The sequence below is a fragment of the Streptosporangium sp. NPDC049644 genome (assembly GCF_040675205.1).
Taxonomy (GTDB): Bacteria; Actinomycetota; Actinomycetes; order Streptosporangiales; family Streptosporangiaceae; genus Streptosporangium; species Streptosporangium fukuiense.
Window position 1 is genome coordinate 98,213 of the sequence record NZ_JBFAOJ010000005.1, and the last position, 20,222, is coordinate 118,434.

Sequence of the window (20,222 nt, forward strand, 5' to 3'; positions counted from 1 at the left end):
TGTGACCGATCCCAGCCTCCTGGCCGGGCGCTACCGCATGCTGGAGCGCCGCGACCGCGCGGGTACGAGCTGGCGCTCGCGCGACGAGCTGCTCCGCCGCGACGTCACGATCTCCGAGGTGCCGCTGCCGCCGCCCGGACCGGCCCGCGACCGCCTCCTCGACCAGATCCGCGCGGCCGCGGGCCTGCGGCACCCCGGCGTCACCGCCCTGCACGACGTGATCTCGGGTCCCGACCGGTTGTGGCTGATCATGGAGTCGGTCGAGGGACGCTCGCTGCTCCAGCACGTCCGGGCGGACGGCCCGCTCCCCGCCGAGCGGGCGGCCGAGATCGGGCTCCGCGTGCTGGACGCACTGGCCGCCGCCCGCGAGCTGGGCGTCCACCTGGCCGCCGCTCCCGACAGCGTGCTGCTCGCCCCCGGCGGGCGGGTGGTGCTGACCGGCGTCGCCGCCCTCGGGTCCACCGACGAGCTGCGCGATCTGGGCAGCACCCTGTTCACCGCCGTCGAGGGCCGGGCTCCGCACACCGGTCCCCGCCCGGCTCCACTTATGGCGGGCGGTACGCCACTGGCCGAGCCAGGCAGCGGTCCGACGGCTTCCGGCCCGCTGGCCCCGCTGGTCGAGGAACTGCTCGCCGCCGGGCCCGGCCACCGGCCCGACGCCACCTCGGTACGGCTGACCCTGGAGCGGTTCCTCCCCCGGCCTACCCACAGCGGACACGGCGGGGAGCCCGGAGCCGGCGGCGGCCCCCGCAGGACGTCTCTCCTCGCCGTCGCCGCCGCCGTCCTCGCCGTACTCCTCCTGGGCGCCGCCTACTGGTTCTGGCCTCGCCCCACCGAATCCGCGACGAAATCCACGCCGGTCGCACTGCCCACCGCCTTCGCACGCACACCCGACCCCTGCTCGCTCATCTCCGCCAAGCAGGCGGACGACCTGGCACTGGACACCACCCCCACAAAGACAAACAAAGAGTGCAAATGGGTGACCAATGATTCCGATCAGCCTCCGAACCTGCGGTACACCCTGTGGATCTCCGCCTTCGGCTTCACCTCCGACGAGGCGGCCCGGCGTAACTACGCGAGGTTCCTCAAGGAGACCCGCGAACGGACCAGGACGGACGTGGGAGCCGCCCTCACCCACGTCAGACCGGTGGAGGCACTGGCCGGGATCGGTTCCGAGGCCTACCGCAACGAGGTCACCAACGGGCTGACCCACAGCAGCTCCGTGGGCTTCCGCGCGGCCAACCTCGTGATCATCGTCCAGTACCAGCGCGGCGTCCCCGAAGACCCCGACGGCACCACCGGCGAGGGAGCGCTCAAGACCACCCGGTGGATCCTCGAAAGGCTCAGCCGCGAAAGCTGAGCCCCGGTCCGGACCTCGGCCGGGCAGCGGGAGATCGTTCCGGCCGCCGGCGAAACCGCCGATCCACCGCTGTCCGGACGGTCCCGGCGGGACCGCGGTCACGGAACGCGCCGGGACGCTCAGGGCACTGGCGGAACAGCGGGAATCACGATATATCTCGGTTGGAACCGCGCGGCGGGTCCACACGTTGGACTGGCGACGCACAATGAAAACAGACGGGGCATCCGCCCCGCGTTCGGAGGATGTTGAGGATGTCGCCAATCCAGAAGTACGCGATCGGCGCCGGAGCAGTGGTGTTCCTGTCGTGGCTGTTCCTGCCGGGTTTCCTTACGCTGCTGATCCTCCTGGGCGTCGTCGCCGCCCCGGTCGTCGGCTACCTGATGCTCGACCCGTCCCAGCGCGAGCGGCTCAAGCGCGCCCGGCGCCGCGGTCTCGGCCGCTGACGCGAAGACCGTCCCACCCGTCGAGGCCCGGCCTCGCGAGCCCGCGTCTCGGGCCGCGACCGCCGGGCCTGCGGGGGAACCCGTGGGCCCGGCCGGTCAGGCGGTGGCGGTCACCAACTCCGCTTCCACCCGGCGGGTGACCTTGCGCTCGAACACGAACGAGAGCAGCGGCACGGTGCCGGCCAGCATCACCCCGAGAATGTACGGCCACGTCCAGCGCGCCTTCATGCCCAGGTTCATCGCGGCCACCAGATAGAGCATGTAGAGGAAGCCGTGGATCGGGGAGACGAACTTCGAGGGCTCCTCGATGCCGAAGCCGTACCTGAGCACGATGCAGGTGACCAGGACGAGCAGCATCACGCCGACGATGTACGCCAGGATGCGAAAGGGCTTGAGAGCGGATTCCACGGTCGGTTACCTCGGTCTTGGGGTTCGGTTCACGGGACGGTGCGAGCTGGCAGAGCGGGGGCTTCCGGAGCGGCGGGCTCAGTACCGGCATCGGGGCCGGGGGCGTCCTTCTGCGCGCGGCCGCGCAGCGCGTCGCGTACGAAGTGCCACCACATGAAGACCGCGAACAGCCCGAAGATCCACCACTGGGCGGCATAGGCGAGGTTGCGCCAGGTGAGCACCCCGGACTCGGTCGGCGGGGGGACGTTCACCGGCTTGGCCGCGACCGCGGGAGCCGGTGACTGCTCGGCGGCCACCACGAAGCCGTTGCGCAGCTTCGTGTCCCGCCAGAGGTTGATCAGTTCGGCCGACGACACGGTCAGCACCTGCCCCTGCGGCAGCTGCCGGGTCCGGCGCTGGACGCTGTCGGTGGCCTCCGAGGGCTGCAGCCGCCCGCCGACGGTCACCCTGCCCTCGGGCACGGCCGCCACGGCGGGATCCTGCGCCGTGGCCACCCAGCCGCGCACCACGGGGACGTAGGTTCCGTCGCCGAGATCGAACGCCGTGAGCAGCCACAAGCCCCCCTCGCGCTCGGCCACCAGCAACTGCTTCGAGGCGTCGAAGGTGCCTTCCGCGATCACCCTGCGGCCGGCCTCGTCGGCCGTTATGTGCTCTCCGGGCGCGGTGAGGGTGGCGACCGCCACGGGGGCGGGGTCGACCAGTGCCCGGGGCCCACCGGACTCCTCGAAAACGCCGAGCTGCCACCTGCCCAGCAGCCCGCACACGACGAGGGCTCCGATCGCGAGCAGGTGGAGCACCACCACGCGGGCGGAGAACAGGATGCGGAGCATGACACCACGCTATCCGCCCCGGTAGGCGGTCCGGTCCTCAGTACCCGCCTCGGCCCGGCACGGGACCGAGCTTCCCGGGAAAGTGGACAAATCACTGTTGGGGAGGCATCCGATATCGCTAAAGTCATCCCCATGTCTGATCCTCAGCAGATTGACCCCGCGGGCAACACCCAGGCGTTCCGCGCGTTCGCCCAGCGCAAGGACCCGGAGGCCGCCCCCGAGAAGCGGTCGCTGGCACTGCCGATCACGGCGGCCGTGGTGGTCGCGGTGCTGGTCATCGTCGTTGTGGCCGCATACCTGCTGCTCTAGCAACCGGACAGTCCGAAGCGCCGACGGCACCGCCCTCGGCGCTTTTCGCGTTCCCTGACGACGGGAGCGTGCCGACCGGTCGGTGTGAGGTGGCTCACCGTGCCGCGCGTATGGACGGCGCGACCGTCGCTCATTAAATTAGACGAAGAATCTAATAGCAACGAGCGCGGAACGCTCTCATCGCCGCAGCCGGAACCGGCGGGAAGCCCGTGCCGCCCGAGAGGTCACCGACGACAGAGGTCAGCAAGGAGATCGCATGAGCACGCATCCCGGGATCACGATCATCGGCACCGGCTTCGCCGGCCTGGGCATGGCGATCAAGCTCAAGGAAGCCGGATACCACGACTTCGTCATCCTGGAGAAGGCCGACGACCTGGGCGGGACCTGGCGGGACAACACCTACCCCGGCTGCGCCTGCGACGTCCCCTCGCACATGTACTCCTTCTCCTACCGGCTCAACCCCGGCTGGTCTCGGATGTTCGCCCCCCAGGCCGAGATCTGGGACTACCTGCGGGCCTGCGTCGCCAAGTACGACCTGACCCCGCACCTGCGGTTCGGCAAGGAGGTCGTCGGACTGGAGTACGACGACGCGACCCGCGACTGGCGGGTGAGCGTCGCCGGGGAGGAGACGTTCACCACCAACGCCGTGGTCTCGGGCATCGGCGCGCTGCACGTGCCCTCGCTGCCCTCGATCCCCGGTCGCGAGAGCTTCGCGGGCGTCTCCTTCCACTCGGCGGAGTGGGACCACTCGGTGGACCTGACCGGCAAGCGGGTCGCGGTCATCGGCACCGGCGCCTCGGCCGTCCAGTTCGTCCCGCGGATCGCCGGGAAGGTCTCCAGCCTCCACGTCTTCCAGCGCACGCCGCCCTGGATCCAGCCCAAGCCCGACTTCCCCTTCTCCTCCCGGGCGAGACGGATCCTCGGCCTGCCCGGCGCCGCCAGGGCGTTGCGCACCTCGATCTACTGGGTGCTGGAGACCCGCGCGCTGGGCTTCACCGTCGACCCGCGCCTGATGAAGGTCCACGAGAAGATGGCCCTGAACCACCTCGCCAAACAGGTCCCCGACCCGGCGCTGCGTGCCAGGCTCACCCCCGGCTACACGATCGGCTGCAAGCGCATCCTGATCTCCAACGACTACTACCCGGCACTGGGCAGGGAGAACGTCGAGCTGATCACCGAGGAGGTGCGGGAGATCCGGGAGAACTCGATCGTCGACTCCACCGGCAGGGAGATCGAGGTCGACGTGATCATCTACGGCACCGGCTTCAAGGTCGTCGAGGCGCTGGACGAGCAGCGGATCATCGGCAGGAACGGCGTGAAGATCCAGGAGGCCTGGCAGGACGGCGTGGAGGCCTACTACGGCATCACCACCGCCGGGTTCCCGAATTTGTTCTTCCTGCTCGGCCCCAACACCGGCCTGGGCCACAACTCGGTCGTCTTCATGATCGAATCCCAGGTCCGGTACGTCCTCGACTGCCTGCGCCTGCTGTCGAGGACGAAGGCCAGAGCCCTCGACGTACACCCCGAGGCGCAACGCGACTACAACGACCGCCTCCAGGGCCGGCTGAGCCGGCGAGTCTGGAACGAGGGCGGCTGCGACAGCTGGTACCTCGACGAGCACGGCGTCAACAGGACCATCTGGCCCGGCTTCACCTTCGAGTACTGGGCACGCACCCGGAGGCTGAGGCCGGAGGCCTACGAACTGATCCGCTGAAGGGGCCCGGCGGCCCGTTCCCGCTGATTCGACAACGCCGACGGCACTGCCCTTCGGCGTTCTCGGCGTTCCTGGGCCGGGGGACACGCCCGTCACATCGATGTGAGGTGCGTCATATTCCACCGGTATGGACCGTACAAGATCGGCCCTCCATCATGAACAAGGCCTCCAAAGCGTGAACCGCAACTGGATGCCAACTCTCGGTCGTGCCGCACGCGTCCGCGCCTCACCCGTCCTGTCCGAACTTCGCGAACCGCGCCGCCGGAGAACCCGGCACCGCGGAAGGACCGGCGCCGCCGGAACCCCAGCAAGGAGACGCATGAGCACGCGCCCCGGCATCACGATCATTGGCTCCGGCTTCGCCGGACTCGGCATGGCGATCAAGCTCAAGGAAGCCGGATACCACGACTTCGTGATCCTGGAGAAGGACCAGGAGGTGGGCGGCACATGGCGGGACAACACCTACCCGGGCTGCGCCTGCGACGTCCCCTCACACCTCTACTCCTTCTCCTACGAGCTCAACCCGAACTGGTCTCGGATGTTCTCCGGCCAGGCCGAGATCTGGGACTACCTGCGGGCCTGCGTCGCCAAGTACGACCTGGAGCCGCACCTCCGTCTCGGCACGAAGGTCAGCGAGCTGGAGTACGACGACACGGCCCGTCACTGGCGGGTGAGCGTCGAAAACGGGGAGGCCTTCACCACCAACGCGGTGGTCTCAGGCGGCGGCGCGCTGCACGTGCCGTCCTTCCCCGCGATCCCCGGCCGGGAGAGCTTCGCGGGCGTCTCCTTCCACTCGGCGGAGTGGGACCACTCGGTGGACCTGACCGGCAAGCGGGTCGCGGTCATCGGCACCGGCGCCTCGGCCGTCCAGTTCGTCCCGCGGATCGCCCCGCGGGTCTCCCGACTCCACCTCTTCCAGCGGACGCCGCCCTGGATCCAGCCCAAGCCCGACTTCGTCTTCTCCGCACGCGCGAAGAGGCTCCTCGCCCTGCCGGGAGCCGCACGGACGCTGCGCACCTCGATCTACTGGGCGATGGAGAGCCTCGCCATGGGCTTCGCCGTCGACCCGCGCCTGATGAAGGTCCACCAGCGGGCGGCCCTGTACCACCTGAACAGCAAGGTCTCCGACCCCGTACTGCGTGCCAAGCTGACCCCGGACTACACGATCGGCTGCAAGCGCATGCTGCTGTCCAACGACTACTACCCGGCGATGGTCAGGGAGAACGTCGAGGTGATCACCGACGGGGTGCGGGAGATCCGGGAGAACTCGATCGTCGACTCCACCGGCAGGGAGATCGAGGTCGACGTGATCATCTACGGCACCGGCTTCAAGGTCACCGACACCCTGAGGAACCAGCGGATCATCGGCAGGAACGGCAGGAAGATCCAGGAGGCCTGGCAGGACGGCGTGGAGGCCTACTACGGCATCACCACCGCCGGGTTCCCGAACCTGTTCTTCCTGCTCGGCCCCAACACCGCCCTGGGCCACAACTCGGTCGTCTTCATGATCGAATCCCAGGTCCGGTACGTCCTCGACTGCCTGCGCCTGCTGTCGAGGACGAAGGCCAGAGCCCTCGACGTACGCCCCGAGGCGCAACGCGACTACAACGACCGCCTCCAGGGCCGGCTGAGCCGGCGAGTCTGGAACGAGGGCGGCTGCGACAGCTGGTACCTCGACGAGCACGGCGTCAACAGGACCATCTGGCCCGGCTTCACCTTCGAGTACTGGGCACGCACCCGGAGGCCGAGGCCGGAGGCCTACGAACTGATCCGCTGAGAGGTCCGGCGACCCGTTCCCGGCCGGCGGCGGAACGGCCACCTGGTCGCTCAATCGCTCGCTCGGTCATCGAAACCGGCGGCGCGGCCGAAGCCGCGCCGCCGGGCGTCCGTGCGTACCGCCGCGAGCGGCTACCTTCGCTCGCTCACCACCAGCGCGCTACCGCCGCCGCGCCGGGTCGGTTCCGCCACCGCCTGGAGCCTCCCGTGCCGCAGGAACTCGACGGCCGTGGCCGCGCCGATCTCGGGGTTCAGCACGAGGCTGTGCCCCCGGCGCGTGAGCTCGGCGCCGTAGCGATCGATGAACGCCTGCTCGGCCTGGGTCTGGGCGGTGTTGCGCTGCGTGGCCCGGGGGGCGGCGAGCGCCTCGGGCAGCGACATGCCGAAGTCCCAGCGGTTGACCAGGATCTGCAGCACCGTGGTGATGATCGTCGAGCCGCCGGGGGACCCCAGCGCGAGCAGCGGCCGGTCATCGTCCAGGACGATCGTCGGCGCCATCGAGGAGCGGGGGCGCTTGCCCGGCCCGGGCAGGTTCGGGTCACCGGGGGCGGGGCCGAAGGTGAAGTCGGTCAGCTCGTTGTTGAGCAGGAAGCCCCTGCCGGGGACGACGATGCCGTTGCCGCCGGTCGACTCGATGGTGATGTTGTAGGCGACCACGTTGCCCCACCGGTCCGCGACCACCAGGTGCGTGGTCTCCGGCCCCTCCTTCGCCGCCTCGGTGGCCTCCGCGGACGGCGCCGCCGGGCACGGCCCGTACATCCCGTCGGGGTCGCCGGGCGCGGCCGGGTGCGGCATCGCCCGCTCGCCGATCAGGCAGGCGCGCTCCTTGGCGAACCCGTCGGAGAGCAGTTCCCTGAGCGGGACGCCGGGGATGTCCCCGACGTACTTGCCCCGGTCGGCGAAGGCGAGCCTGGACGCCTCCAGGTATTCGTGCTCGCCGACCTTGGGCAGGGCCTCAAGGATGTTGAGCGCCTCGCCGACCGTCGAGCCTCCCGAGGACGGCGGCGCCATGCCGTACACGTCCATGCCCTTGTACGTCATCCTGGTCGGCGGCCGTTCGAGCGCCCGGTACGCCTTCAGGTCGGACAACTCCATCAGCCCCGGCCGCACGTTACGGGTGGATCCGGGGGTGACCGGCGGCTTCTTGACCGTGGCCACGACCTCGGCACCGAGGGCGCCGCCGTACAGCCACTCCCCACCCAGCCTGCCGAGCCTGCGGTAGGTGTCGGCCAGCTCGGGGTTGCGGAAGGTGGAGCCGACCGGCGGTGGGGCGCCGCCCGGCAGGTAGAGCCTGGCCGTTGAGGTGAAGTCCTTGAAGCGGGCGGCGTTGGCGGCGGTCTGGTCGTAGAAGGTCTGGTCGACCCTGAACCCCTTGGTGGCGACGTCGATCGCGGGTTTCAGCGCCTGGCGCAGCGAGAGCGTGCCGAACCTGCGCAGCGCCAGCTCCCACTGGGCCACACTGCCGGGCACCCCCGCCGAAAGTCCGCTGGTCACGGCGTCATCGAACGGGATGCCCTCCAGGGAGGCCGGGCCCATCGCCTTCGGCGCGGCCTCCCGGCCGTCGATGGTGTGGACCTTCTTGCGGCGCGCGTCGTAGTAGACGATGAACCCTCCGCCGGCCAGTCCCGCCGAGTAGGGCTCGGTCACGCCCAGGGTGGCGGCCGCGGCGACCGCGGCGTCCATGGCGTTGCCGCCCTCGCGCAACACGCCCAGCGCGGCCTTGCTGGCGTCGAGGTCGACGGTCGAGACCGCGCCACCGGATCCCTCCGCGACAGGTTTCTTCTCCGCCTGCGAGACCGGTGGAGACACCGCGGACGGGGACAGCGCCGGTGGAGACGCCAGCGCGGGCTGGACAAGCAGTAAGGAACTTCCCACCAGGATCCCCGCCAGGGGGGTGATGCGACGACTGATCATGATGACCTCCCGCAGACAGCTTGACTCAGCCTGTGAGCCTTGTCAGCCCCTTCCCTCACCCGAAGGGTGTAGTGCCACATACATCACTGAAGGGACGCAAACGCTGCGAAAGCGCACGTAAAGTGCTGAGCGTGCGTGCCGAATCCCGCCGGGTCGACCTCCTCCTCCCACTGTTCGTGGGGACCCTCCAGGTCGTGGGCACACTCGGTGTGCAGTGGTGGCAGGTCCACGACACCGGCATGCTCCGCGTCCCGCTCGGTCCGCTGGGCTACGCGCTGCTGCTGGCCGGGCCGCTGGCCCTGACCGTCCGGCGCCGCCACCCGGCGCTCAGCGTGATCGTCTCGGTGGACGCGACCCTGCTCTTCATCGGCCTGGGCCACGCCTACGGCCCGGTCTTCCTCAGCCCGATCATCGCGTTCCACACCGCCGTGGTCGGCGGCCACCGGCGGGTGGCATGGCCGCTGTGGGGCCTGGCCTACGTGTTCTTCGTGGTCTACCTGTCCTGGTTCGCCCCCGCCCCTCCTCCCGGCTGGTTCCACAACGTCGCGATGGCCGCGCTGATGGGCCTGGTGCTGGCGGTGGCGGAGTTCTCCCGGGCCAGGAACGAGCGGCAGGCCGAGCACAAGCGGGTGGAGCGGGAGGAGGTACGACGGCAGGCCAGCGAGGAGCGGCTGACCATGGCGCAGGAGCTGCACGACGTGCTCGCGCACAACATCTCCCTCATCCACGTCCAGGCCTCCACCGCGCTGCACCTCATCGAGGACCATCCCGAGCAGGCGAAGACCGCGCTCACCACGATCAAGCAGGCCTCCAAGGACGTGCTGACCGAGATGCGCTCGGTGCTCAACGTGCTCCGGGACGGCGCGCCCCGCTCCCCGACCGCCGGTCTGGACCGGCTCGACGAACTCATCGAGCGCAGCGGGCTACGGGTCGTCAAGAACGTCACCGGCGAGGCCAGGCCGCTGCCTCCCGGGGTCGACCGGGCCGGTTACCGTATCGTCCAGGAGGCCCTGACCAACGTCACCAGGCACGCCCCGGGCGCCTCGGTCACGGTCGCCCTCGACTACGGCCCCCGCGCGCTGACCCTTCAGGTCACCGACTCGGGCGGCAACGCCCCCGGCGAGAGTCTCGGCAGCGGCAACGGCGTCCCCGGCATGCGGGAACGGGCCTCGGCCCTCGGGGGAACGCTGACCGCCGCACACCATGGAAGGGGCTTCCGCGTCGAGGCCCGGCTGCCGATCCCGGAGGAGTCCGAATGATCAAGATTGTCCTCGCCGACGACCAGGCCCTCGTCAGGGCGGGGTTCCGGGCCCTGCTGGACGCGCAACCGGGGATGACCGTGGTGGCCGAGGCAGGCGACGGGGCCCAGGCCCTGCGGCTGGCCGCCGAACACGAGCCGGACGTGGTCCTGATGGACATCCGGATGCCCGGCATGGACGGGCTGACCGCCACCAGGAAGATGCCTCCCGGGCCGAAGATCATCATCTTGACCACCTTCGAGCTCGACGAGTACGTCTTCGAGGCCCTCCGCAACGGCGCCAGCGGCTTCCTGGTCAAGGACACCGAACCGGCCGAGCTCATCCAGGCCGTCCGGGTGGTGGCCGGAGGCGACGCGCTGCTCTCCCCCAGCGTGACCCGCCGCCTGATCGCCGAGTACGCCAGCCGCGCCAAGGAGCCGCACCGCAGCCGCGATCTCGACCTGCTCACCGACCGCGAGCGTGAGGTCCTCGCCCTGGTCGGCACCGGGATGACCAACGACGAGATCGCCGGCAAGCTCTTCATGAGCCCCGCCACCGCCAAGACCCACGTCAGCCGGACCATGATGAAACTCCATGCCCGCGACCGCGCCCAGCTCGTCGTCATCGCCTACGAATCCGGCCTCGTCCGCCCCGGCTGGGTCTGACGGCTCAGATCCCGGTAAAGGCTCCCGCCCGCTCGGCCCACTTGCGATACTCAGCGTGTTCACCAGAACACGAAGGGACATATCTTCATGGTCGTCAACGACCCCGGCCTGAAGGCCGGAGCCTGAGGTGCCGCACCGCGCACCGCTGGCTCCACGTTGACCAGCCCCAGCCATCACGATGTGGAGGTGCGAACCAGATGGCTACGTTGAACACACGCCGGCAGACCGACTCCGGGGTGCTTCCTCAGCCCCGGACCCTCGAATCCACCTCAGCAGACACCCCGCAGGGTCGGGACGAAACGGGACGTGGACGCCGCAAGGCAACGGGTGTTCGACCTGGGCGAGGGGAGACCGGCCAGACCGCACCAGCTGACCGGCGTCACCCCAAGGGCGCTGAGGCGTCCGAGGGAGCGAACCGTGAGGTTCACCCGGCCGTGTTCGTCCTGGACGTGCACAGCCGCCCGCTTGACCCGTGCCACCCTGCTCGTGCCCGTCGCCTGCTGGCGGCGGGCCGGGCGGTGGTGGTGCGCCATACCCCGTTCGTCATCCGCCTGCGCGACCGCACCGTGGCCGACTCCGTCGTCCAGGGCGTGCAGGTCGGCATCGACCCCGGCAGCAGACACACCGGCATCGCGGTGTTCCGCACCGGCCATGCCAGCCATGCCAACCGCACCGGCCTGTACGGCATTCAGCTCGACCACCGGGGCAGGCAGATCCGCGACAAGCTCACCGTCCGCGCCACGCTACGCCGGGGGCGCCGGTCGCGGAACCTGCGCTACCGAGCCCCCCGCTTCAACAACCGCACGAAACCGCAGGGGTGGCTGGTGCCGTCGCTGCGCCACCGCGTCGACACCACCATGTCGTGGGCGACCCGGCTGACCCGGTGGGCGCCCGTACGGACCGTCCACGTCGAGCGGGTCGCGTTCGACACCCACGTCCTGTCGGCGGGCAGGCCGCTCGAAGGAGTGGAATACCAGCAGGGCACCCTCGCCGGGTGCGAGGTCCGCGAGTACCTGCTGGCCAGGTGGGGGCGGGCGTGCGCCTACTGCGGCGCCCGCGGCGTGCCGTTGAACCTCGACCACCTCCACCCGCGCAGCCGAGGCGGCTCCGACCGCATCGACAACCTCGTCGTGGCGTGCATACCATGCAACCAGGCCAAGGCCGCCACCTTGGCCGAGGAGTTCCTGACCGACCGGCCGAAGGTACTGGCAAAGGTGCTTCGGCAGGTCAAGACCCCGTTGCGGGACGCCGCCGCTGTGAACACCACCCGGTGGGCACTGTGGCGGGCACTGAAGATCACCGGCCTGCCGGTCGCCGTCGCGTCCGGCGGGCGCACGAAATGGAATCGGTCCCGCACCGGCGCCGCGAAATCCCACACCCTCGACGCCCTGCACGTCGGCCACCTCAACACCGTGACCGGTTGGCCGTCCGTGGTCCTGGTGGTCGCGGCGACCGGGCGCGGCACTTATTCCCGCACCCGCAGCGACCGCTACGGATTCCCCCGGCTGGCCCTACCCCGAACCAAACGCCACCACGGTTACCAGACCGGTGACCTGGTCCGCGCCGTCGTCCCGGCCGGCACCAAAACCGGGACGCACACGGGACGGGTCGCGGTCCGCTCCACCGGCAGGTTCAACATCCGCACCCGGCACGGCCTCGTGCAGGGCATCCACCACCGCCATGTTCGCCTGCTCCAACGAGCCGACGGCTATGGCTACATCATCCGCCCAGAAGCGCGGCACAGTGCCGCGTTCTCTCCCCCGCCCGAAGGCGGGGGTATCCATGCTGGAAGTAACCGATGACATCGCGACGGAGCCACGCCCACCTGCGCCCCTCCCCCGAGACCTCGTCCCAGCCCCTGCCGAGTACGGCGCGCGAGCTCTTCGACGCGCTCCCGCAGCTCCCCGGACTGCGGACCGAGATCATCAATGGGAGACTGATAGTGAGCCCAGTGGGTACCCCCGAGCACGGCTGGCTCGCCATGCTGCTCGCTTACGAGCTACATCCACTGATCATGAGAAATGGTTGGCGTTCGTACACGGGAAACGTAGACGTCTGCATCGACGGACCTCGCGACCCCGTCGAACCCGACTTCGTGCTGGCGCGGGTCGACTGCCCGCGCTGGGGCGCCCGCGAGCTGCTCTCCTCCGGCCTGCTCATGGTGGCCGAGATCGTGTCGCCGGGAAGCGTCACCGACGACCGCGACGCAAGCCCGACATCTACGCCTCCGGTGGCGTCCCGGTGATGCTCCTCGTCGACCCGGTGGCCACCCCCGCCACCGTGATGGTCCTCAGCGACCCCAAGGAGGGGGCGTACCGGACCTCCACCCGGGTCGAGATGGGCTCGCACCTGCACATTCCCGAGCCGGTCGACTTCACCCTCGACACGTCGATCTTCGCGAACATCCAGGACGCGACATGACAGATGGGCTTACGCCCCGTACAGCGGGGTGATTCGCGGCGGGAGCGGTCCGGCGCCGCGCGGAGGGCGGTCTGGGCGTCGCACCCCCACCGGGAGGGCGCCGGGCGTCCAGTAAGGGCGATGTGAGCGCTGGGTAAGGAAATGTCACTGTCGGTTGACCTCCGGCGGGATTAGGTTTGCTCCGTGGGGATCTGGAGTGGCACCGGAGACATCCGCTGAGCGCGGGGGCGGCCACGCTGCTCGCCGGAGGGTTCGCCGCGGGGCTGGTGGCGGGCACCACCTCGTGCGCGGCCATGCAGGGCGGCCTGCTCACCGGACTCTCCTCAGGTGGCCGATCGGCCTGCTCCGGCGGGCTCGGCGGGCTCGCCCCGGGGCCGTCGAACCCCGCGAAGCCGTCGAGCCCGGCGGCCGTCGCGCTCTTCCTGGCCGGGCGCGCCGGCTCCCACGTGGCGGCCGGGGCACTGCTCGGACTGGCGGGATCCGCCGTACAGCTGGGACCTCAGCTCAGGGCCGCGCTGCTCGTCGTGGCCGGGATCGCGGTCATGATCTTCGGAATCCGCACGTTCGGCCGCGAGCGGGACCCAGGACCCGGCGGGCACGGCTGCGAACAGGCGCCGCGAAGCGGTGAGCCGGACGGCGGCCGCGGACCTGACGGACCTGACGGGGCCGACGGGGCCGCAGACGGGCGCGTCTCCTGGCGCGGCGCCCTCTCCCGGATCACCGCTCCCCGGCCCAGGGCGGTGGCGCTGGGTGCGGCGACGGTCCTGCTGCCGTGCGGGGTGACGCTCAGCGTCGAGATGGTGGCGGTCTCCAGCGGATCCGCGCTGGGCGGGGCCGCGGTGATGGCGGGGTTCGTGGCCGGGACGGCACCGGCGTTCGCGCTGCTCGGACTCATCCTGCGGCGGGCCGCCACCACCAGGCTGGCGGCGCTGGCGGGGGTCGTCGCGTTGGCGGCGGGCCTGTGGACCGTCTCCTCAGGGCTGCGCCTGGGAGGCTGGCTCCCCGGATCCGGCGGCCCGGCACTGGCGGCGGGCCTTCCCGCGCCGGGGACGGACGGCCCGGCGGAGGCGGCCACGCGCTCCGGTGGCGTGCGGCGGATCGAGATCTGGGCCACCCGCGACGGCTACCGTCCCGGTGTGGTGACCGCCCGCGCGGGAGTGCCCACCGAGCTCGTCTTCCACCTCGGGGGCGACCCGGGCTGCACCCGGACGCTCACCGTCGACGGTCGCGACGTGGCGCTCCCCGCCACCGTGCGACTCGGCGCACGGGACGCGGGCTCCCTGCGTTACAGCTGCTCGATGGGAATGTACGTGGGGTTCGTGAACTTCGTCTGAGCCGGACGCGAGACGGAACTCCAGGATTACCCTCCGCGATCGAGCGGTTACGTGGCACCCTGTGATCTGTCGGCTGCGTGCCGTCGGCAAGGAGGGGACATGGGGTGGTGGCCTGACGACCCGGAGGCGAGCGCGGGGCTAATACCCACCCCCCGGAGCACTGAGCACGAGAACGACACGGACGGCGAGACGGAGCTGCTGCTCTCCGCGCACGGCGGTGACGTGCAGGCCGCTCACCTGCTCGGCCGCCACTTCGCGCAGCGGGGCGACCGCTCGGCGGCGCGGCACTGGTGGGAGCGCGCGGCGGCCGCGGGCAATCTCGACAGCGCCTACAACCTGGGCGTCTGGCACGAGAAGCACGGCACCCCCGCGGAGGCCGCGAGGTGGTACGAGCTGGCGGCCGACGCCGGCGATGTCGAGGCTGCGGTGAACCTGGCGACGCTCCTGCTCGACCAGCACGGCGACGTCCCGGCCGCCCGGCGGTGGTACGAGACGGCGGCCAGGGCGGGCTCCCGTGCCGCGGCCAGGAGGCTCGCGCTGCTCTGCGAGGACGCCGGGGAGACGAAGTGCGCCGGGGAGTGGCACCGCAGGGCCGCCCTGGACGGTGATCTGGCCTCGGCCCACGACCTGGGGTTCCTCTCCTACGCCTCCGGCGAGGACGACGAGACGCTGCGCTGGTGGGAGCTGGCCGCCCGAGGCGGCCACGCCGACGCGGCCTACCACCTCGGCCTTTTCCTACAGGCCAACCGCGATCCGGAGGGGGCGGAGGCGTTCTACCGGCTGGCCGCCAGGAACGAGCATCCCGGAGCCGCGTCCGCGCTCGGCGGGATCGCGCTCTCCCTCGGCGACCTGCGCACCGCTCGCGCCTGGTTCGAGCGGGCCGCCTGCACCGGCAGGATCGACGACCAGCGGACCGCGGGGTTCGTGTGCGTGGAGATGAGCGACGCGCGGGGGGCCAGCCACTGGTTCAGCCGGGCCGCGGCGGGTGGCGATCCGGAGGCCGCTTTCAATTTCGGTCTGCTGCTCATCGCCGAGCACAGCGACCTGCGGGGCGGGCAGCACTGGTTCCGTCAGGCGGCACAGGCCGGGCACCACAGGGCAGCGGTCGAGCTGGCCGCGCTGCTGTCGGCCGCGGGTTTCTCCCGTGAGGCGGAGCGGTGGCTCGCCGATCCTCCGTCCCCGCTCTGGGATCGGAGCACCGAGCCCGAGCTCGTCGCCCGCGCCGAGCTGGCCGCGGCCGCCGTGGCCCGGCGGGGCGGCACCCCGCTGAGGGTCGGCGACCTGACCGAGCTCCTCGGCACCTGGGATCTCGTCACCCGGCCACTGCGCGACCATACCGACGTCACGGCCTGGCTGACCGAGCGGAGCGGGCTGCCGCCGGACGCGATCGAACACCTGGCGTCCATCCGGGCCACGCTGCTCCGCCCCGGCGGCGCCCCCTGGCCGGCCCCGGCGGAGGTCGAGCAGGCCCTGGCCACCGCCCGCGCCCTGCGCTCCGCCTGGTCCCCGTGACCGACACGGCCCGCGTCCCGATCAGTTGGGACGCGGGCCGTGCGGCGCCCGGATCAGGCGGCGACGACCTCGGAGACCGGCACGTAGGGCAGGCCGAGGGCGATGGCGACCTGCTCGTTGGTGAGCCGTCCCGCGTGGGTGTTGAGGCCCAGCGCGAGGGGGGCGTCCTGGCTGAGCGCGTCCTTCCAGCCGAGGCCGGCCAGCTTGACCGCGTAGGGCAGCGTGGCGTTGGTCAGGGCGTAGGTGGAGGTGTTGGCGACCGAGCCCGGCATGTTGGCCACGCAGTAGAAGACCGAGTCGTGGACCCGGTAGGTCGGCTCGGCGTGCGTGGTCGGCCGGGAGTCCTCGAAGCAGCCGCCCTGGTCGATGGCGATGTCGACGAGCACGGAGCCCGGCCTCATGGAGGAGACCAGCTCGTTGGAGACGAGGGTCGGGGCCTTGGCACCGGGGATCAGCACGGCCCCGATGACCAGGTCGGCCGCCAGGACCTCCTTCTCGATCGCGTACGAGGTCGAGACGAGGGTCTTGAGACGGCCCTGGTAGACGGCGTCGACGAAGCGCAGGCGGTCGATGTTGAGGTCGAGGACCGTGACGTCCGCGCCCATGCCGACCGCGATCTGCGCGGCGTTGAGCCCGGCCACGCCGGCCCCGATGACGACGACCTTGGCGGGGGCCACACCCGGCACGCCACCGGGCAGCACGCCGCGCCCGCCGTTGAACCGCATCAGGTTGTAGGCGCCGACCTGCGGGGCCAGGCGGCCCGCGACCTCGGACATCGGGGCGAGCAGCGGCAGGGTGTTGCCGACCTGGACCGTCTCGTACGCGATGGCGGTGACCTGCCGCTCCAGCAGGGCCTCGGCGCACTCGCGACCGGCCGCGAGGTGCAGGTAGGTGAAGAGCACCTGGCCGGGGCGCATGCGGTGGTACTCCTCCGCGATGGGCTCCTTCACCTTGAGGATCATCTCCGCCTGACCCCACACCTCGTCGGCGGCATCAAGGATCTTGGCTCCGGCGGAGACGTACTCCTCGTCACCGAGGTGCGAGCCGACGCCCGCGCCGCGCTGGACGTAGACGTCGTGGCCGTGCCGGACAAGCTCGTACACACCTGCCGGGGTCGCGGCGACACGGTACTCGTGGTTCTTGACCTCGGCAGGTACGCCGATCCTCATGGGAGTTCCTTTCGGGGTTTCGACGGGATGTCACAGTGAGCCTCGGGTGAGCCTCGGGTGAGCCTCGGGCGGCCGCTCGCGCTCAGAGCCGGCTCCACGCCTCCTTCAGCACCGAGCGCAGGATGGACTCGATCTCGTCGAACTCCCTGGGTCCGCAGATGAGCGGCGGGGCGAGCTGGATGACCGGGTCGCCCCGGTCGTCGGCGCGGCAGTAGAGACCCGCCTCGTACAGGGCCCCGGAGAGGAAGCCCCTGATGAGGCGTTCCGACTCCTCGGTGTCGAAGGTCTCCTTGGTGACCTTGTCCTTGACGAGTTCGACGCCCCAGAAGTAGCCGGAGCCGCGCACGTCGCCGACGATCGGCAGGTCGCGGAGGCGCTCCAGGGTGGAGCGGAAGACCGGCTCGTTGCGGGTGACATGGCCGAGCAGGTCCTCCCGCTCGAACAGGTCGAGGTTGGCCAGCGCGACGGCGGAGGAGACCGGGTGGCCGCCGAAGGTGTAGCCGTGGGCGAACATCTCGGTGCCGTTCTTGAACGGCTCGAAGAGGCGATCGGAGGCGATCATGGCGCCGATCGGCGAGTAGCCGCTGGTCATGCCCTTGGCACAGGTGATGATGTCGGGGACGTAGTCGAACTTCTGCCCGCCGAACATGGTGCCGAGGCGGCCGAAGGCACAGATGACCTCGTCCGAGACGAGCAGGACGTCGTACTCGTCGCAGATCTCACGGAGGCGCTGGAAGTATCCGGGCGGCGGCGGGAAGCAGCCGCCGGCGTTCTGCACCGGCTCGACGAAGACGGCGGCCACCGTGTCGGGGCCCTCCATCTCGATGGCGCGGGCGACGCGCTCGGCGGCCCAGTAGCCGTACTGCTCCGGTGTCATGCCGGGCACGCCGGTGATCTCGTCGGCGCGGTAGTGGTTGGTGTTGGGCACCCGGACCGAGCCGGGGACCAGCGGCTCGAACATCTGCTTGAAGGCGGGGATTCCGGTGATCGACAGGGCGCCCTGCGGGGTGCCGTGGTAGGCGATCTGGCGGCTGATGACCTTGTGCTTGAGCGGCTTGCCGGTCAGCTTGAAGTACTGCTTGGCGAGCTTCCACGCGCTCTCGACGGCCTCGCCGCCGCCGGTGGTGAAGAAGACCCGGTTGAGGTCGCCGGGGGTCTCGGCGGCGAGGCGCTGGGCCAGCTCGACCGCCTTGGGGTGCGCGTACGACCAGAGCGGGAAGAACGCCAGTTCCTGGGCCTGCTTGGCGGCGGCCTCGGCCAGCTCGCTGCGGCCGTGTCCCGCCTGGACCACGAAGAGCCCGGCGAGGCCGTCGAGGTAGCGCTTGCCGTGCACGTCGTAGATGTAGGAGCCCTCGCCCCTCACGATCATCGGCACCTCGGCGCCCTCATACGAGCTGTGCCGGGTGAAGTGCATCCACAGGTTGTCCTGCGCGGCCTTCATGAGTGAGGTCACGTCGGTGTTTTCAGGGTGCTTCATCACGATCTTCCCTCGTTTAGCTGAGCCCTCAACAGTCTGCCTGCCAGAACCGCTCTTGCCAAGTGAAAACGTGGTATTGAAGTGTTTAGAGCGTCGAAATCCGCAAAACATATATACAAGAACGACGAAATCCGTCATCGGATGCCGGTGCCCGACACCGGCGCCCGAATCTTACCCAACCCCCTGTCCCACTTGGCGGAACCCTGGCGCGCCGACGCCATGTGCGAGCGCCTCCGCGTCGGCGGCTGTGATCCAATAGGGCGGACCAGATATTCAGATGCGAGGGAAAGTCGTGACTCCTGACGAGATCGAGAACGCCGTCACCGCCGGCCTGCCCCAGGCGATCGCGGACCTCAAGAGGCTCGTCGCCATCCCCTCCGTGGCCTTCCCCGGCCACCCGGAGGAGCCTGTGCACGCGGCCGCCGCGCTGACCGAGGAACTGCTGCGGAGCACCGGCCTGCCCCGCGTCCAGCAGATCCCCGTCGAGGGGAGCTTCCCCGCCGTCTACGCCGAGGCCCCCGCCCCGCCCGGCGCGCCGACCGTCCTGTTGTACGCGCACTACGACGTGCAGCCCACGGGTGACCTCGTGCTCTGGCGCACCCCGCCCTTCGAGCCGACGGAGATCGATGGCGCGATCTACGGTCGCGGCGCGGCCGATGACAAGTCCGGCGTCATCTCCCATGTCGCGGCGCTCCGCACCTTCCAGGGCCGCTTCCCGGTCGGTGTCAAGGTCATCATCGAGGGCCAGGAGGAGTACGCCGGCGAGCGCCTGGAGTCCTTCGTCGAGCGCAACCCCGAACTGTTCCGCGCCGACGCGATCGTGGTCGCCGACACCGGCAACCCTCGGGTGGGCGATCCGTCGGTGACGACCTCGCTGCGCGGCATGGGCGCCTTCACCATCGAGGTGCGCACCCTCAGGGAGTCGCTGCACAGCGGCTCGTTCGGCGGCGCCGCCCCGGACGCCCTCGCGGCACTGATCCGGATGCTCGCCGCCCTGCACGACGACCACGGCGACATCCGCGTTCCCGGCCTGCCGCGCGGCAGTTTCCTCGGCTCCGGCCCGTCGGAGGAGGACTTCCGGTCCACCGCGGGCGTGCTCGACGGCGTCTCCACCATCGGCTCGGGCTCGCTGGCCGACCGTCTGTGGGCCTCGTACGCGATCACGGTCACCGGCCTGGACGTGCCGCCGGTCTCCGGCGCCGTCAACGCGGTCCAGGCCGTCGCCAGGGCCCGGGTGACCGTGCGGGTGCCCCCGGCCGGCGACCCGAAGACGACGATCGAGGCGGTCGTCGACTTCCTGCGGCAGGTCGCGCCCTGGGGCGTCCAGGTGGAGGTCGGCGACTACACCATGGGCTCCGGCTATCTCGCCGACACCGGTGGCGCGGCCCGCTCCGCGTTGAACCGGGCCATGGAGCGCGCCTTCGGCCGCCCGCCGCGCGACGTCGGCGCCGGTGGCTCGATCCCGCTCGTCTCCACCTTCGCCAGGCAGTTCCCCGCCGCCGCGATCCTGCTCTTCGGCGCCGAGGACGACGACGCGGCGATCCACGCCCCCAACGAGCGGGTGAACATCGAGGAACTCCGCCGCACCGCCACCGCCGAGGCGCTCTTCCTCCAGGAGTACGGCTCCTCGACGGTCTGACCGTCCAAGGTCC

18 protein-coding genes are annotated in these 20,222 nt (G+C 70.6%); 13 read left to right on the forward strand and 5 right to left on the reverse strand.

Annotated elements, in window-relative coordinates; translation table 11 throughout:
* Position 1: 1 nt before the first annotated feature.
* Together AB0J58_RS04285 and AB0J58_RS04290 are read left to right on the forward strand one after the other, a co-directional pair.
* Positions 2–1,360 (forward strand): hypothetical protein, encoded by a 1,359-nt coding sequence (locus AB0J58_RS04285; RefSeq protein WP_364210043.1) that lies wholly within the window; start codon positions 2–4, stop codon positions 1,358–1,360.
* A gap of 251 nt (positions 1,361–1,611) precedes the next feature.
* On the forward strand, positions 1,612–1,803 hold the full coding sequence (locus tag AB0J58_RS04290) for a hypothetical protein (RefSeq protein ID WP_326636344.1): 192 nt from the start codon (positions 1,612–1,614) through the stop codon (positions 1,801–1,803).
* A 96-nt stretch (positions 1,804–1,899) separates the two neighbouring features.
* Here the strand turns inward: AB0J58_RS04290 and AB0J58_RS04295 are convergent, their stop codons facing one another.
* Positions 1,900–2,211, reverse strand: coding sequence for a DUF3817 domain-containing protein (locus AB0J58_RS04295; protein WP_364210046.1), 312 nt, complete (start codon positions 2,209–2,211; stop codon positions 1,900–1,902).
* 29 nt (positions 2,212–2,240) lie between these two features.
* Complete coding sequence (locus tag AB0J58_RS04300; RefSeq protein WP_364210049.1) at positions 2,241–3,041, reverse strand: SURF1 family protein; 801 nt, start codon at positions 3,039–3,041, stop codon at positions 2,241–2,243.
* A gap of 132 nt (positions 3,042–3,173) precedes the next feature.
* On the opposite strand from AB0J58_RS04300, the gene AB0J58_RS04305 reads away from it, so the two are divergent.
* From AB0J58_RS04305 to AB0J58_RS04315, 3 genes are all read left to right on the forward strand, one after another.
* Positions 3,174–3,350 carry a hypothetical protein gene (locus tag AB0J58_RS04305; protein WP_169750083.1) on the forward strand — a complete coding sequence of 59 codons (177 nt, stop codon included), beginning with the start codon at positions 3,174–3,176 and terminating at the stop codon, positions 3,348–3,350.
* A gap of 256 nt (positions 3,351–3,606) precedes the next feature.
* Positions 3,607–5,064, forward strand: a complete 1,458-nt coding sequence (locus AB0J58_RS04310; RefSeq protein ID WP_364210052.1) for an NAD(P)/FAD-dependent oxidoreductase — start codon at positions 3,607–3,609, stop codon at positions 5,062–5,064.
* Between the two features lie 319 nt (positions 5,065–5,383).
* Positions 5,384–6,841 (forward strand): NAD(P)/FAD-dependent oxidoreductase, encoded by a 1,458-nt coding sequence (locus AB0J58_RS04315; protein WP_364210055.1) that lies wholly within the window; start codon positions 5,384–5,386, stop codon positions 6,839–6,841.
* A gap of 131 nt (positions 6,842–6,972) precedes the next feature.
* Here the strand turns inward: AB0J58_RS04315 and AB0J58_RS04320 are convergent, their stop codons facing one another.
* Positions 6,973–8,754: a gamma-glutamyltransferase family protein gene (locus AB0J58_RS04320; RefSeq protein ID WP_364210058.1), complete on the reverse strand. Its 1,782-nt coding sequence runs from the start codon at positions 8,752–8,754 to the stop codon at positions 6,973–6,975.
* A 131-nt stretch (positions 8,755–8,885) separates the two neighbouring features.
* Between AB0J58_RS04320 and AB0J58_RS04325 the strand changes: the two genes are divergently transcribed.
* The 7 genes from AB0J58_RS04325 (at position 8,886) to AB0J58_RS04355 (ending at position 15,924) form a co-directional block, all read left to right on the forward strand.
* Positions 8,886–10,013: a sensor histidine kinase gene (locus AB0J58_RS04325; RefSeq protein WP_364210061.1), complete on the forward strand. Its 1,128-nt coding sequence runs from the start codon at positions 8,886–8,888 to the stop codon at positions 10,011–10,013.
* Positions 10,010–10,657, forward strand: a complete 648-nt coding sequence (locus AB0J58_RS04330) for a response regulator transcription factor (protein ID WP_343973523.1) — start codon at positions 10,010–10,012, stop codon at positions 10,655–10,657. The genes AB0J58_RS04325 and AB0J58_RS04330 overlap by 4 nt, the downstream gene beginning before the upstream one ends.
* Before the next feature lie 434 nt (positions 10,658–11,091).
* The gene (gene iscB / locus AB0J58_RS04335) at positions 11,092–12,459 is read left to right on the forward strand and encodes an RNA-guided endonuclease IscB (protein WP_364210063.1); all 1,368 of its coding nucleotides are present in this window, start codon (positions 11,092–11,094) and stop codon (positions 12,457–12,459) included.
* Positions 12,456–12,902 carry a Uma2 family endonuclease gene (locus tag AB0J58_RS04340; RefSeq protein WP_364210066.1) on the forward strand — a complete coding sequence of 149 codons (447 nt, stop codon included), beginning with the start codon at positions 12,456–12,458 and terminating at the stop codon, positions 12,900–12,902. Before iscB ends, AB0J58_RS04340 begins: the two co-directional genes overlap by 4 nt.
* Positions 12,902–13,078, forward strand: a complete 177-nt coding sequence (locus tag AB0J58_RS04345) for a hypothetical protein (RefSeq protein ID WP_364210069.1) — start codon at positions 12,902–12,904, stop codon at positions 13,076–13,078. The genes AB0J58_RS04340 and AB0J58_RS04345 overlap by 1 nt, the downstream gene beginning before the upstream one ends.
* Positions 13,079–13,254: 176 nt before the next feature.
* The gene (locus AB0J58_RS04350; protein WP_364210072.1) at positions 13,255–14,412 is read left to right on the forward strand and encodes a sulfite exporter TauE/SafE family protein; all 1,158 of its coding nucleotides are present in this window, start codon (positions 13,255–13,257) and stop codon (positions 14,410–14,412) included.
* Positions 14,413–14,511: 99 nt separating this feature from the next.
* Complete coding sequence (locus AB0J58_RS04355; RefSeq protein WP_364210075.1) at positions 14,512–15,924, forward strand: tetratricopeptide repeat protein; 1,413 nt, start codon at positions 14,512–14,514, stop codon at positions 15,922–15,924.
* A 53-nt stretch (positions 15,925–15,977) separates the two neighbouring features.
* Here the strand turns inward: AB0J58_RS04355 and ald are convergent, their stop codons facing one another.
* Both ald and AB0J58_RS04365 read right to left on the reverse strand, forming a co-directional pair.
* On the reverse strand, positions 15,978–17,093 hold the full coding sequence (ald, locus tag AB0J58_RS04360) for an alanine dehydrogenase (protein WP_364210078.1): 1,116 nt from the start codon (positions 17,091–17,093) through the stop codon (positions 15,978–15,980).
* An 82-nt stretch (positions 17,094–17,175) separates the two neighbouring features.
* On the reverse strand, positions 17,176–18,570 hold the full coding sequence (locus AB0J58_RS04365) for an aspartate aminotransferase family protein (RefSeq protein WP_364210081.1): 1,395 nt from the start codon (positions 18,568–18,570) through the stop codon (positions 17,176–17,178).
* A 292-nt stretch (positions 18,571–18,862) separates the two neighbouring features.
* Here AB0J58_RS04365 and AB0J58_RS04370 point away from each other — a divergent pair, with 292 nt between their 5' ends.
* On the forward strand, positions 18,863–20,209 hold the full coding sequence (locus tag AB0J58_RS04370) for a M20/M25/M40 family metallo-hydrolase (RefSeq protein WP_364210084.1): 1,347 nt from the start codon (positions 18,863–18,865) through the stop codon (positions 20,207–20,209).
* Positions 20,210–20,222: the final 13 nt, after the last annotated feature.